13 protein-coding genes are annotated in these 13,269 nt (G+C 59.8%); 3 read left to right on the plus strand and 10 right to left on the minus strand.

The genetic code is table 11. The features are described 5' to 3' along the window. The first annotated feature begins 33 nt into the window (after positions 1-33). Positions 34-2,160, plus strand: a complete 2,127-nt coding sequence (locus tag AC1Q6I_RS22145; protein WP_024076009.1) for a TonB-dependent receptor — start codon at positions 34-36, stop codon at positions 2,158-2,160. Positions 2,161-2,359: 199 nt separating this feature from the next. On the opposite strand, the gene AC1Q6I_RS22150 is transcribed toward AC1Q6I_RS22145, so the two are convergent. Together AC1Q6I_RS22150 and AC1Q6I_RS22155 are read right to left on the minus strand one after the other, a co-directional pair. Beyond that, positions 2,360-3,370 (minus strand): ABC transporter substrate-binding protein, encoded by a 1,011-nt coding sequence (locus AC1Q6I_RS22150; protein ID WP_102625610.1) that lies wholly within the window; start codon positions 3,368-3,370, stop codon positions 2,360-2,362. Positions 3,371-3,503: 133 nt separating this feature from the next. Further along, on the minus strand, positions 3,504-3,953 hold the full coding sequence (locus tag AC1Q6I_RS22155) for a hypothetical protein (RefSeq protein WP_051448895.1): 450 nt from the start codon (positions 3,951-3,953) through the stop codon (positions 3,504-3,506). A gap of 803 nt (positions 3,954-4,756) precedes the next feature. Here AC1Q6I_RS22155 and AC1Q6I_RS22160 point away from each other — a divergent pair. After that, positions 4,757-4,987, plus strand: coding sequence for a hypothetical protein (locus AC1Q6I_RS22160; RefSeq protein ID WP_069075805.1), 231 nt, complete (start codon positions 4,757-4,759; stop codon positions 4,985-4,987). A gap of 74 nt (positions 4,988-5,061) precedes the next feature. Next, positions 5,062-5,298: a DUF2789 domain-containing protein gene (locus AC1Q6I_RS22165; protein ID WP_024076015.1), complete on the plus strand. Its 237-nt coding sequence runs from the start codon at positions 5,062-5,064 to the stop codon at positions 5,296-5,298. Positions 5,299-5,304: 6 nt separating this feature from the next. Here the strand turns inward: AC1Q6I_RS22165 and AC1Q6I_RS22170 are convergent, their stop codons facing one another. The 8 genes from AC1Q6I_RS22170 to AC1Q6I_RS22205 all read right to left on the minus strand — a co-directional run bounded on the left by AC1Q6I_RS22170 (position 5,305) and on the right by AC1Q6I_RS22205 (position 13,185). Beyond that, positions 5,305-5,508, minus strand: coding sequence for a hypothetical protein (locus AC1Q6I_RS22170; protein ID WP_024076016.1), 204 nt, complete (start codon positions 5,506-5,508; stop codon positions 5,305-5,307). 115 nt (positions 5,509-5,623) lie between these two features. Further along, positions 5,624-7,306, minus strand: a complete 1,683-nt coding sequence (locus tag AC1Q6I_RS22175; RefSeq protein WP_370531076.1) for a methyl-accepting chemotaxis protein — start codon at positions 7,304-7,306, stop codon at positions 5,624-5,626. Between the two features lie 95 nt (positions 7,307-7,401). Further along, complete coding sequence (locus AC1Q6I_RS22180) at positions 7,402-7,806, minus strand: TraR/DksA family transcriptional regulator (RefSeq protein ID WP_003191666.1); 405 nt, start codon at positions 7,804-7,806, stop codon at positions 7,402-7,404. A 360-nt stretch (positions 7,807-8,166) separates the two neighbouring features. Beyond that, complete coding sequence (locus AC1Q6I_RS22185) at positions 8,167-9,189, minus strand: ABC transporter permease (protein WP_024076018.1); 1,023 nt, start codon at positions 9,187-9,189, stop codon at positions 8,167-8,169. Between the two features lie 58 nt (positions 9,190-9,247). Then, positions 9,248-10,801: a sugar ABC transporter ATP-binding protein gene (locus AC1Q6I_RS22190; protein WP_069075806.1), complete on the minus strand. Its 1,554-nt coding sequence runs from the start codon at positions 10,799-10,801 to the stop codon at positions 9,248-9,250. Between the two features lie 64 nt (positions 10,802-10,865). Next, positions 10,866-11,801 (minus strand): sugar ABC transporter substrate-binding protein, encoded by a 936-nt coding sequence (locus AC1Q6I_RS22195; RefSeq protein WP_102625609.1) that lies wholly within the window; start codon positions 11,799-11,801, stop codon positions 10,866-10,868. A gap of 48 nt (positions 11,802-11,849) precedes the next feature. Next, complete coding sequence (locus tag AC1Q6I_RS22200) at positions 11,850-12,029, minus strand: hypothetical protein (RefSeq protein WP_081730344.1); 180 nt, start codon at positions 12,027-12,029, stop codon at positions 11,850-11,852. 127 nt (positions 12,030-12,156) lie between these two features. Then, positions 12,157-13,185, minus strand: coding sequence for a Gfo/Idh/MocA family protein (locus tag AC1Q6I_RS22205; protein ID WP_102625586.1), 1,029 nt, complete (start codon positions 13,183-13,185; stop codon positions 12,157-12,159). Positions 13,186-13,269 lie beyond the last annotated feature (84 nt).

Here is a 13,269-nt window from a genome sequence, read left to right on the forward strand (position 1 = left end):
TTGTTTCAAGCCAAGTTTTTCAGGATTCAACTCATGAAACATTTACCCCTGTTAGCAGGCCTGTTCGGCTGCCTGCCTGTCTGCGGCTGGGCCGTTGAGCTGGCCCCAACCACTATTGATGGCGAACAAACCGCCGAGCCCGGCCTGGCCTTGGACCAACCCAGCGGCATGGCGTCGCGGCTGGGCCTGAGCGTGCGGGAAACCCCGGCCTCGGTGGCCATCGCCACACGCAACGACATCGAGCGCCATGGCGCCAGGACCTTCCGCGACGCCGCCAACACCTTGCCCGGTGTCAACGCCAGTGCACCGCCAGGGTTTGGTGGTTTTGTGTCGTATCGGGGATTTACCAGCAGCCAGATCACCCAGATGTTCAACGGTATCAATGTGGCGACCGGCCTGGCGCGGCCAGTGGATGCGTGGATTTATGATCGCGTGGAACTGGTCGGCGGCCCCTCCTCGCTGATCAACGGTGCCGGCTCCGTGGGGGGATCGCTGAACTATGTGACCAAGCTGGCCAGCCGCGAGGAACAGGCCGCCGAAGGCCAACTGACCTATGGCAGCTACGATACCGCCGGCATGGCCTTCGGCCTGAACCATGCGCTCACCGAGCCAGGCGCCGACGTGCAGCACTATGCCCGCCTGGACGTCAGCCGCAACACCAACCACAGCTATATCGACCGCGACCAGCGCGACGCCTGGAGCGTGGCGTTTTCCCTGCTCAGCGACTTGACCCCCAACCTGTCCCACACCCTGGCCCTGGAATACCAGGATGAACACGAAGACAGTCCTTACTGGGGCACGCCCGTGCTCAACCCCAAGGCCGGTGAGTTGAAGATCGACACACACAACCGCTTCAATAACTACAACGTCGCCGACGGTCGTTACGAACAACGCACCCTCTGGGCACGCTCGATCATCGACTACCGGATCAACGACAGCACCACGTTGAAAAACACCCTTTACCACCTGGACAGCCAACGCGATTACCGCAACCTGGAAACCTACCAGTACAACGCCGACAACAGTGCGGTGAACCGTTCAACCGCCTACCAGGTGCGCCATCAGGGCGAACAGCACGGTAACCAGTTCGAGCTGCGTCATGAAGACCGCGTCTTTGGCCTGTCGACCACTTGGTCCGGGGGCTTCGAGTACAAGGTCAATAGCACCACCAACAGCCCGCTCAGGGCGGCCGGCAATAGCACAGTGGACCCTGATCACTACGACCCTGGGCACTTCTACGACATCCCAGGTACACGACCCGGCTTTATCAGGGACAAGACCAACGAGGTCACGACCAAGGCACTGTTCGTGGAAAACCGCCTGGGCCTGACCGATAAATTGTCACTGCTCACTGGCCTGCGTTACGACGCGATCGACCTGGACGTGACCAACCACGGCAGCGTGACGACCACTAACCCACGCCACTTCACGCGCAGTTGGGAGCCGGTGACCGGCCGGGTTGGCCTGACTTACCAGTTCATCCCCTCAGCCAACGTGTATGTGCAATACAGCACCGCCGCCGAGCAGCCGAGTACCACGACTCAAGTGTTTGACGTGTCGACAGGCAAGCAGTGGGAAGTGGGCAGCAAGTTCGACTACCTGGACGGTCGCGGTTCGGCCACCGTCGCCGCCTACAAGATCGAGCGCAAGGACTTTGCCGTCACCGATCCGCTGGACCCGAACAACAGCATCCCGGTCGGCGCGCAATCGTCCAAGGGGATCGAGTTGGCCAGTTCATTACGCATCACACCCAGGCTGCTCGCCGAAGGCAACTTCGCCTGGGTAGATGCCGAGTATGAGGAGTTCAACGAGAAGATCGCCAGCGGTGCGGTGGTGTCGCGCAAGGGCAATACGCCCACCAATGTGCCCAAGCGCGTGGGCAACCTGTGGCTGACATACGATTTTGCCGAAGATTGGCAGGGTGGCGTGGATGCGCGCTACGTCGCCGAAGTGTACGCGGACAATGCCAATACCCAGACGGTACCGGCCTACACGTTGTTCGGCACCTTCCTGCGCTACAAGGTGGACGCGCGCACCTCGGTGACGGGCCGGGTGCGCAACCTGACCAATGCGGTGTATGCCGAATTTGCCCATGTGTCGCCAGCGTATTACCTGGGGGCGCCGAGGACGTTTGAGGTGGCGGTACAGACCCGGTTCTAACGCTGTAATGCGAACAAAATGTAAAAGGGGCTTGCTCCCGACAGCGGTGCATCAGCTGGATATGGAATAGTCCTTACACGACCGCATTCTTTGTGGCGAGCGAACTGTCGTAGCGAGCGGGCCTGTTGTGGCGAGCGGGCTCGCCACAACAGGCCCGCTCCCCACATTTTTAGCACTCCCGCGGTCGAGAGAGGGAACGTTACCTCAAGCTGGCTTCGACTTTCTGCGCCACATCCTCCGTCAACCACGCCTTCCACACCTCTGGGTGTTCCTTGAGGAACGCTTGGGCGACCTCCCGCGGCGCGGTGTGATTCTCGCTCATCGTCGCCAAGGCCTTGTTCAGCGGTTCAATGGGGAACTCGACCTTCTCGAAGAACCCGGCGATCTGCGGATGCGCCTTCTGGAATGGCGTGGATACGCCAATGCTCAATTTGGACGCCAGCGAACGTGTCGGTTTCGGATCGGGATTGTCCGCGTCGGTCAGGGTCTTCCAGGCCTCGGCATCAAATGGCGGCTCTTCGAGCTGGATCAGCTTGTAGCGCCCCATCAGCGGCGTCGGCGACCAGTAGTAGAACAACACCGGCTTGCCACGGCGAATCGACGAAGCGATCTCGGCGTCCAGCGCCGCGCCCGAGCCGCTGCGGAAATTCACATAACTGTCGTCCAGGCCATAGGCCTTGAGCTTCTGCTTGTTCACCACTTCGGAGGTCCAGCCAATCGGGCTGTTGAGAAAACGACCCTTGCCGGGTGATTCCGGGTCTTTGAACACGTCCTTGTAACGCGCCAGGTCCTTCACGCTCTTGAGGTCCGGTGCCAGGGGCTTGAGGCCTTTGGCAGGATCACCCTTGACCACGTATTCCGGCACCCACCAACCTTCGGTGGCCCCCTTGACCGTATCGCCCAGGCCCACCACCTTGCCTTCAGCCTCGGCCTTGACCCACACCGGGCTGCGCCCTGCCCACTCTTCGCCGATCACCTGGATATCGTTCTTGGCCAGGGCGGTTTCCAGGGTGATGGTGGTGCCTGGCAAGGTGTCGGTGGGCAGGTCATAGCCCTTCTCGACGATAAACCGCAGGACCTCGGTGATCAGGCTGCCGCTTTCCCAGTTCAGGTCGGCAAAGTGTACCGGCGCCTCGGCAGCCGATACCGAGACCACGGATAGTCCCAGGGTGGTCAGGGACGCGGCCAACAGCGATTTCAATCCTTTCATGCCTTTGCACCTCGCATTTTCTTGCAGCCATGGCGGACGGCTTTGCTGCAATGCGCGAAGCCTCTGAATAGTTAAGTCAACTCAACTGTAGTAGAGGTTCCGAGGGACAAAGGATGTTCGTGGTATTGACCGATTACTCACTGGCCTTGAAGGTCACCAGCTCACCCTTGCGCCATTTGGCGGCCTTGCCGGTCACGGCCTTCAGGGTCTTGGTCAGGCCCTCCTGCAGTTGCTCATGGGCGGCAAATACCAGCATCACGCTGTGGCCTTCCTTGAAGACAATGCCCTGGCCCTCGGCGCAGGACACAAAGGCGTAATCACCCAGGCCATACACCGTCAACTTGATATCGCGGAACTTCAATTCAAACTTGCCGCCTTCGCGACTGGGTAATACCGCGGCGCGGAAATGGTCACCGACCTTGAGTTCCAAACGCGGTTTATCATCCACCACCAGTGCGGTTTCGGTATCGATCTCGGCGATATAGATACCTTCCGGCGTCTGCTCAGTGATGTAGACGAAACGGGATTGAAACTGCTTGACCAACTTTGCGCGCAAATCACCCAGCACGAATAACGCGTGCATATCCAGATTACTGACTGCCAAGGAAACGCCCCCACATCGAAAAAAGCACCGTCCGCCAGAGCGGGCAGCACGAAAAAACGGCCGTAACGGCACGATCACACAACACATTCTTTGAAAAAAACTGAAGAAAATCCCGCTGCTGCGCCGTAAGACTAGTACAGGCGTGCACGATGGACCTCTTGCAAGGTCATCAGGCGTCACAGGAAATCACAGGTTCAACGACACGAGAATACGCGCCGACCAGCTTCAGAGAATAACCCCATTAAAAACGCAGTTTCCGACAACTCATACAAACACACACACCTTGGCATGGAACCAGGCAGCGGCCACTGGCGACAATACTAAAACAGCAACACGGGTCAAAACCACCCGAAACGCTGGTGGTGAGTCCACAAGATAGATCGACAGGAGCTGACCATGCTACGACAACAACACGACGCTACGTCTTCCCGCACTCGTTCATCATGTCACGACGAGCGCCAATACTACTGCTTGCACAGCTCCAACGGGTACTCGAATTCGGTTCTTTACCAAGTTGTTCCGGCCGGCAGGAATTTCTTTCATATCCTCGAAGTCACCAGTGGCAGGATCCGAGGATTTCGCAGCGACCACAACCAGGCCTGCGAATTGGCCAAGCAACTGGAGAGCGCCCTGCACGCCCTGCACGGCGGAATCGTTTCGTCACCTGGATGACTTTACTGCGCCACCGCCCTTCAACAACTGCCATACTGGCCCGTCCATTGAAGTTTGCCCCCCGCGGGTCAGGTTTCATCAGTGCAGTTACCTTGAAGGGAAGGCTATACGTGACGGAATTTGATATTGGCGAATTTTTTATTCATGGCGATGCCAGGGAAGTAGACGGGGAGTTTCAAGCAGTTATCGTGATGCGCGCCAAGCCGCCCTTGACCACCGTTACAACGCACCAAGTCGAAAAAGACCGCTGGTTCAAGACACTCGACACTGCCGCGATCGCGGCCAAGGAAGCCGCCAAGGCCCTCAAGACCGCCGTCGATTGCGGGGCATTGACCTCCTGACAATCCGATCGAACTCTACCGCGCCCCAAGCCTCCGATGCATACCCCACCTGAAAAACCTGCACGGAGAACGATATGGACGCGCCGATACCTACGCTGGAAACCCTATTTGCACAACTGGGCCTGGATTCAACCCCGGAAGGCATTGACGAATTCATCGCCGGGCATCCTTTGCCCGCGGGCGTGAAACTCATCGATGCGCCTTTCTGGTCGGACCGGCAGGCACAGTTTCTCAAGGAAGAGCTGCGCGAAGACGCCGAATGGGCGATCGCGGTGGATGAACTGAACCAGCGCCTGCATCAGTCGCAATAACCTCCCTCAATGCAGGCTGCCTGATTGTTCCAGGCGCAACAACGCTTGCCAGGCAGCCCTGCACGCTTGCGCTTCATCCCGGCTGGCGAAGGCGGTGCCACGCGGCTCACCGTTGACCAGCACCACCCAACACGCATTCTGGCCCAGCGCACGCAGGCTTGGCGGCACGCCACTGCCAATCATCACGGCCACATCGACTTTGTTTTGCATGAAGCTTCTCCGCAACATTAGTTAGCTGGCTAACAATATTGCCCATGCTACGGTTTTCCTCCCGTTGGAAAAAGCCATCTTCGGAACAGCTTCCTTGCATAAACCGCAATAATCCCTAGCGCGCGGCCTTGGTGCCTTCGGGCTTGTAGCCCAGGCGCAAACCGCCCCAATGCCGGCCCCGGACCATGATCGGCACCGACAGGTCGTGCATCAGCTCGCCGGTATCGCGGGTGTAGGTCTGGAGCAGCACCGCTTGCTGATGGCTGCCGCAGCGAATTCCGGTACGGTCATCGAACTTGCGCTTGGTGCGGTTCTGCACCGCATCGACCTGGGCATCGCCCGTCAAGGCCTGAGAAAACGCCTTGTTGTGGGTTGGCACATAACCTTGTTGGGTGCAGGCGATCGCAAACACCAAGCCTTCATGACGCGGCAGCAATGCTTCCTGGATCGCCGGCAGGACCTGGTCGGTGTAACCGTCGAACCGCGTGTGGTATTTGCTGGGGCTGGTGTTGGGGATCAGCGTGTAGCTGCGGTCGAACAAGTCGTCCAGGGTGATGCGGTTTTGCAGCACATCCGCCTCGAACTGCTCGGCAATCCGGCTCGCACCCTCGCGCGCCAGGTCATAAACACGCTGGTGATAGTCATCCAGCCCGACGGCGGCCAGGCGCTCGCTGATGGTTTCGGCCTGCCCTTCCATCTGCACGGCGGCGCCGGCCAATTCACGGGTTTGCTGGTCGCTCACGTCCAGGTCGCTGCGCATCTGTTCCACCGCATGGAACAGGCTGTCCAATTGTGCGCGGTTGGTGTCGGTGCCCTGGGCGATTTCATTGACCTGCCCTTCCACGTCCGCCGCCAGGCTGGCGATGCTCTCCAACTGCTCACCGGCGTGTTCCACCTGTTCGACGCCGGTGTGCAAGTCCACCGACAGTTGGCGAATCTGCTCCACCACCTGTGTCGTACGTTGCTGGATATCCGCAACCATCAGCCCGACTTCATCGGTGGCCGTGGCAGTACGGCCGGCCAGGCCGCGCACTTCGTCGGCGACCACGGCAAACCCGCGGCCATGCTCACCGGCCCGCGCCGCCTCAATGGCCGCATTCAACGCCAGCAGGTTGGTCTGGCTGGCGATGGATTGGATCACCAGGGTCACACGCTGGATTTCCTCGCTGCGCTGGCTCAGCGCTTCGATCAGCTCGCGGCTGGCATTGGCGCGCTGGCTGAGTTGGCGCATGCGTGTGATCGACTGAGTCAGGACCTCACGCCCCTCCGTGCTGCGCTGATGGGCCTGACTGGCCGCGCCCAGGGCTTGGCGGCTGAGCTGGGAAGTGACTTTTTCAGTATCAATCATCACTTCGGCGTTGCTGACGATCTGCTTGGCGGCACTCAATTGTGATTGCACGCGAGCGGCCAATTGCTTGACCGAATAGGCCACGCCGGCAGCGGACAACGCGTTATGGCTGGTGGTATAGGAAAGATCGCGCGTCAGGTCACCGATGGCATCGGCGGCGTCGGACGACGAAAGGCTAAGGGCAGGTTTTTTCAGGCGCGGCAGCCAGATCACCAGCAAGGCCAGTGGCACGCACAGGTATATCGGCAGGCTGGCGAACGCAAGGCCCAGCAGTACCAGCACCAGGGCGGTGCTCTGCAGAAGCGGCGTCAACCAGCCGGGCAGCCCGCGCACCACCGCTTGCGGAGGCACTGCTGCGCCCATCAGAGATCCGTCTCCAGCCATCTTCGTCACCCCGCTGTTTGTCATTGTTGTCCCTGCATTAAACGCCACTATCCAGCCATTATCCATGGGCCTTTAGTGGGGTAGCTTGCAGCAGATCAATAGACGGGGGCGTAACGGTATTTCCCCGGGGCACCGCAGTCGCGGTCCCCGGCTTCAATGCATCAGGCTTGGCGCTGGTGCTTGTCGATCTGCTCGTGGCGCTCTTGCGCTTCGATGCAGTATTTGGTGGTCGGGCTGATCAGCAGGCGCTTGAGGCCGATAGGCTCGCCGCTGTCATCACACCAGCCAAAGGAATCTTCCTTGATGCGTTCCAGTGCGCGCTCCAGTTGCGGCAGCATGCGCTGGTCGCGGTCGATGGCGTTCACCAGCCAAGTGCGCTCTTCCTCGACGGAAGCGGCGTCAGCCGGGTCCGCCGGGGTGTCCAGGCTTTCAATGGCGATACGGTTCTGTTCAATGCGCTCGTGGTGTTCGACTTTCATGTCCTGCAGCAACTTCTCGAAAAAAGCGTGCTGTTCGGCATTCATGTAGTCATCCGCCGGCATGGCCAGCAACTTTTCCTTTGTCATTGATTTCTCTATAAAAAATACGTGCATTAAGGCGAATAAGGGAGCGTTCCGGTCGACCTGTGCAAGTCTCGGAAAGGCGCCGTCCATTTCAAGCGCCACCCGGCACTCAATTTACGAGGGGCGGCAGTCTAAGGCCGACTTGAGGGCTCAGCAACTGAAAAGACAGGCATTTTTTCCGGGACAACCCCCAAAGGCACCAGGACGGGCTTGGTGAACGGGTCATCGGAGTGTGTTTATAGCAAGAAATTCAATGTTGTGGAGCTATATAGAAGACAAACGGTTGAAACAGACTGTTAATCATAAAATATGGGAGAGGGCTTCCCCCCTCCTGCATTCAGTGCTCAACAGTCACACGTTCATTTAGCGCTTAAGCTTGCGCTTGTTGCGGTATTGGTCGATCACCACCGCGACCACGATGATCAGGCCCTTGATGATGTCCTGGATGTACGCATCCACCCCGACGAAAGTAAACCCGCTGGCCATCACCCCAAGGATCAGCGCGCCGATCACGGTGCCGGTAATGCGCCCTACGCCGCCTGCCAGGCTCGTGCCGCCGATCACCGCAGCGGCAATCGCGTCCAGCTCATAAGACATCCCCATGCCGGCCTGGCCGGTGGCCGCACGCGCCGAAGCGACCACGCCGGCCAGGCCCGCCAGCAACCCGGCAATGCTGTAGACGATGATCAAGTGACGCTTGACGTTGATCCCCGAGGTACGCGCCGCCTGCATATTGCCGCCGATGGCATAGGTGTACTTGCCGTACTTGGTGTAGCGCAGGGCGATATGGAAAATCACCGCCACGACCAGGAAGATGATCACCGGCATCGCGCCATGGCCGATGGCCGTGTAGGAGTCCGAAAGCATGCTCACTGGCTGGCCTTCGGTGTAGTAACGCGCCAGGCCACGGGCCGAGACCATCATGCCCAGGGTGGCGATAAACGGCGGGATACCGGTGACGGCAATAATGCTGCCGTTGATCGCCCCCGCCAGCAGCCCCACCCCGAGGCCCATCGCCACCGGGATCCAGACCGGCAGGTCGGTCAGGGACGGAAACACCGCCCGGGAAAAATCGGAAGTCTGTGCCAGGCTGGCGGCGATCATCGCCGATAATGCGAGCACCGAGCCGGAAGACAGGTCGATGCCGGTGGTGATGATCACCTGGGTCACACCGATGGCCAGCAGGCCGATGATCGATACCTGCAGAATCATCAGCACCAGGCGCTGGGAGTTCATCAGGAAGCTCTGGTCGCGCACGATCCAGCCGAACAGCTCAAACACCAGGCCGATACCGATCAGCACCAGGAAGATGCTCAGTTCGGTTGGCAAACGTCGACGGTGCTTGACCGGCGCCGTGGCAGGCTTGTTATCTGTTATTGCGTTCATAGCCAATCACCTTCTTATTCTATGGCGCGGACCAACCGCAGGCCCGCGCGGCTGTTCGTCAGTGGACCACCGGCAAACCGGAAGCCAGATGCATGACTTTTTCCTGGGTCGCGTCCGCACGGTCCAGGGTGCCCATCAGTTCACCCTCGTGCATCACCATGACCCGGTCGCTCATGCCGAGCACTTCGGGCAGCTCCGAGGAGATCATGATCACGGCCATGCCTTCACTGGCGAGAAAGGAAATCAGACGGTAAATCTCGGCCTTGGCCCCCACATCGATACCGCGGGTCGGCTCATCAAGGATCAACAACCGAGGGTTGGTCATCAGCCAGCGTGCCAGCAGTGCCTTTTGCTGGTTGCCGCCCGACAGGGTGTCGATGCACTGTTCCAGGGACGGGGTCTTCACCCGCAGCTTCTTGCACATGTCTTCGCACAGCGCGCGCAAGGCTTTCTGCTGGATAAACCCATTGCCCGAATACAGCGGCAGCACCGCCATCTCCATGTTTTCCAGCACCGACAGGCACGGGAACAGGCCGCTGAGCTTGCGGTCCTCGGTCAACAGGGCAAAGCCTTTCTCGATGGCCATGTGCGGGTCGGTGATACGCACCGGCTGGCCATCCAGGGTGATCTGGCCGCTGGAGCTTGGGGTGATCCCGAAAAGGGTTTCCGCCACATTGGTGCGGCCCGAGCCCATCAACCCGGCGATGCCGAGGATCTCGCCGGCATGCAGGTCGAACGACACGTCCTTGAACACGCCGTCCAGGCTCAAGTCGCGCACCGACAGCAGCAGCTCGCCGATCGGCGCTTCGCGCACCGGGAACAACTGGCTGAGTTCACGGCCGACCATCATCGAGATCAGGCTGTCGCTGTTCATGCTGTCGGCCCGCTGCAGGCCGATATAGTGACCGTCGCGGAACACCGCCACCTCGTCGGCGATGGCGAACACTTCGTTCATCTTGTGGGTGATATAGACAATGCCTTTGCCCTGGGACTTGAGGTCGGCAATGATCGAAAACAGGTGCTCGACTTCTTTCTCGGTAATCGCCGACGTCGGTTCATCCATGATCAGGATATCGGAGTCATAGGACACCGCCTTGGCGATCTCCACCATCTGCCGCTCGGCGATGCTCAGGTTGCCGACGTGTTCCTCGGGGTCCAGATTAATACGCAGGCGCGCCAGCAATTCGGCGGTGCAGCGGTGCATTTCGCGGTGGTTGACCATGTGCAGGCTGTTGAGCTGCTCACGGCCGATCCAGATATTCTCGGCGATGCTCATATGGGGCATCAGGTTGAGTTCCTGGTGGATCATCGCGATCCCGGCCTTCTGCGCGGCCAACGGTGTCTCGAACACAATCGGCTGGCCCCGCAGGCGGATTTCCCCGCTGTCGGGCTGGTAGATACCGGCGATGATTTTCATCAGCGTCGACTTGCCCGCGCCGTTCTCGCCCATCAACGCCAGCACCGACCCGGGGCGTACACGCAATTGCACATCGGCCAGGGCCACGACGCCGGGAAAGCCTTTGCTGATGTTGACGATTTCCAGCAGGTAGGGTTCGTCCAGCGGCAGGGGCTGGATACCCGGAGACTGCGAGACAGTGGCTTGAGCGAGCATAAGGGGTACTCCATCTGCAGGGCGGCCGTAACCGCCCTGCCGGCTTATTGTTGTTATGTCAGGGCTACTTGAAGTCTTTGACGTTGTCCGGGGTGATCAACTGGAAAGGGATCACCACGTTCTGCTCCACCGGCTCGTGCTTGGCCATCTTGCGCGCCGCTTCCACCGAACCCACCGCCTGGCCCTTGGCATCCTGGAACGCCGATACGGTCATGTCGCCCTTGGTGATCGCGTTCAAGCCGTCCGGCGTGCCGTCGACACCCGCGATCAGCACACTGCCCTTTTCCTTACCGGCCGACTTCAGGGCCATGGACGCACCGATGGCCATCTCATCATTGTTGGCCAGCACGGCATTGAATTCGCGGCCCTGGGTCAGCCAGTCGTTGACCAGGGTCATGCCCTTGTCACGCAGCCAGATGCCGGTCTGCTCCTGTTCGATCTTGATCCCCGGGTACTTGGCCAGCACTTCCTTCACACCCTTGGTGCGGTTGGTGGTGGAGTTGTTCGCCAGGTCGCCCAGCAGGATCACGATCTTGCCCTTGCCACCAAGCTTTTCGGCGATGTACTGCATTTGCAGCTTACCGGCCTCGACATCATCGGAGGTGACGGCGACGACGTCCTTGGGCAGGTCTTTCTGGTCCGGACGACGGTTGACGAACACCAGCGGAATCTTCGCGGCGGTGGCGGCCTTGATGATGTTGGCGGTCGACGCGGTGTCGACCGGGTTAACGATAATGGCGTCGACGTTCTGGCTGATGAAGTTCTCGACCTGGCTCAGTTGCTTGACCACGTCGGCGCGAGCGTCTTCGAATTGCAGTTGCACGCCATCGCCCTTGGGATAGGACTTGGCTTGCTTGTCCATGTCTTCGCGCAGGTAGGTCAGGAAGGTGTCATCGAATGCGGACATGCTCACACCCACCTTGAGATCGGCAGCCGTGGCAAAACCGCTGGCCAGCATCATGGACAGGGCCAGCGCGGTAAAACGGATCGTGGTCTTCATGAACGGTCTGTCTCCAATTTCTTGTTGGTTTTGTGGACGTTGCGTTTATCAGAGCGAATTCGAGGGCAGTCGCACAATCGGGGCCCCGGGAATACAGCAGACCAGGGCGCCTTTGTTTTCGACGCACAGCACATTAAGGAAGGAGAAGTAGAATGGCCGGGCGCGGGGCAGGCCGCGTGGCGCAAGGACGGGGCGTAAAACTCGCAGTACAGCGCTGAAGATTTTCATCTGACGGTACCTGGTTGTTTTTGATCTTGTTTTTGTTGAGTCGCCCGAATCGAGTCCGAACGTACTTTCTGCAACCTGGAAAAGACTTTATTAGAAAATAATTTCCATATCAACCTGTTTTAGAATTTTATTCCATTTTTGTTGAAACCACCTGCTGGCGCTCGGCACTGAGGCGTGCGGCATCCAGTAGCCGGGTGGTTTCCAGTGCGTCATAGGCGTCCACCGGCAGCGGTCCCCGGCCTTGCACGGCGGCTTGCAACTGCCGATAGAAGTGGGTCCAGCAGCCCTTCTCCGACGGTACCCGCTCGCGCTCCGGCCCCTGTTCGAACCACCCCCAGCGTCGATGCTCCTCGGCGCCCCAGTGCTCGCCTTCGGTTTTCGGCGACTTACCGGCCATCAGCGCCTCTTCCTGGCCATCCAAACCATCGACGGTGTAGCAACCCAAGGTGCCACTGACGCGAAAGCGCGGCGCCTGGCTATTTTGCAGGGCGCTGCCCCATAAGTGGGAAATCACCCCGTTGGCGTGGGTCAGGGAAAGGAAGAAGCCATGGTCGAGGGTGGGATGTTGCGGGGTGAACTGCAACTGTGCGAATACCCGATCCACCGGGCCGAACAGTTGCAGTGCCTGGTCCACCAGGTGGCTACCCAGGTCGCGCAACCAGCCGCCACCGCTGGCATTGCCCACCGCTTGCGGGCTGTAGCGCTCCACACGGGACTCGAAGCGGGTGATGGTACCCAGCGCACCGGCATCGATCAGTTTGCGCAGGGTCAGGTAGTCCGAGTCCCAGCGCCGGTTCTGGTAGACGCTGAGTAACACGCCCTGGCGTTCGGCGGCGGTGATCAGCGCCTGGGCCTGCTCGGCGTTGGCGGCGAAGGGCTTGTCGCTGACCACCGCCACGCCATGCTCGATGGCTTCCAGCACCAGGGCCGGACGGCCCTTGAGGGTGGTGGAAATCACCAGGGCGTCGACACCGGCTTCGACGATCTGGCCGATGCTGTCAAAGGCCTTGCCCCCTGGAAGATCAGTGCTCAATTGCTGGCGGCGCTCGGGTGAACGCGTCACCACGCCGACAAACGTGGCGCCTGGCAGCGTTGCAATCAGCGGCGCATGAAAGAAGCGTCCGCCGTGGCCGTAGCCGACTAGTCCGATTCGCATGATCAACTCCTGAGTTGAATTGGAAACCCAATCAACGGTGGGAGGGGCTTGCCCTAATGCCAGTCATTAAGGCTTTTTTGTAGG

Source organism: Pseudomonas sp. MPR-R2A5, assembly GCF_058793055.1.

Excerpts from the sequence above, each read along its gene's own strand:
- AC1Q6I_RS22145 (WP_024076009.1), top strand. The coding sequence starts at position 34 with ATGAAACATTTACCCCTGTTAGCAGGCCTGTTCGGCTGCCTGCCTGTC.
- AC1Q6I_RS22150 (WP_102625610.1), bottom strand. The coding sequence starts at position 3,370 with ATGAAAGGATTGAAATCGCTGTTGGCCGCGTCCCTGACCACCCTGGGA.
- AC1Q6I_RS22155 (WP_051448895.1), bottom strand. The coding sequence starts at position 3,953 with ATGCACGCGTTATTCGTGCTGGGTGATTTGCGCGCAAAGTTGGTCAAG.
- AC1Q6I_RS22165 (WP_024076015.1), top strand. The coding sequence starts at position 5,062 with ATGGACGCGCCGATACCTACGCTGGAAACCCTATTTGCACAACTGGGC.
- AC1Q6I_RS22170 (WP_024076016.1), bottom strand. The coding sequence starts at position 5,508 with ATGCAAAACAAAGTCGATGTGGCCGTGATGATTGGCAGTGGCGTGCCG.
- AC1Q6I_RS22175 (WP_370531076.1), bottom strand. The coding sequence starts at position 7,306 with ATGGATAATGGCTGGATAGTGGCGTTTAATGCAGGGACAACAATGACA.
- AC1Q6I_RS22180 (WP_003191666.1), bottom strand. The coding sequence starts at position 7,806 with ATGACAAAGGAAAAGTTGCTGGCCATGCCGGCGGATGACTACATGAAT.
- AC1Q6I_RS22185 (WP_024076018.1), bottom strand. The coding sequence starts at position 9,189 with ATGAACGCAATAACAGATAACAAGCCTGCCACGGCGCCGGTCAAGCAC.
- AC1Q6I_RS22190 (WP_069075806.1), bottom strand. The coding sequence starts at position 10,801 with ATGCTCGCTCAAGCCACTGTCTCGCAGTCTCCGGGTATCCAGCCCCTG.
- AC1Q6I_RS22195 (WP_102625609.1), bottom strand. The coding sequence starts at position 11,801 with ATGAAGACCACGATCCGTTTTACCGCGCTGGCCCTGTCCATGATGCTG.
- AC1Q6I_RS22200 (WP_081730344.1), bottom strand. The coding sequence starts at position 12,029 with ATGAAAATCTTCAGCGCTGTACTGCGAGTTTTACGCCCCGTCCTTGCG.
- AC1Q6I_RS22205 (WP_102625586.1), bottom strand. The coding sequence starts at position 13,185 with ATGCGAATCGGACTAGTCGGCTACGGCCACGGCGGACGCTTCTTTCAT.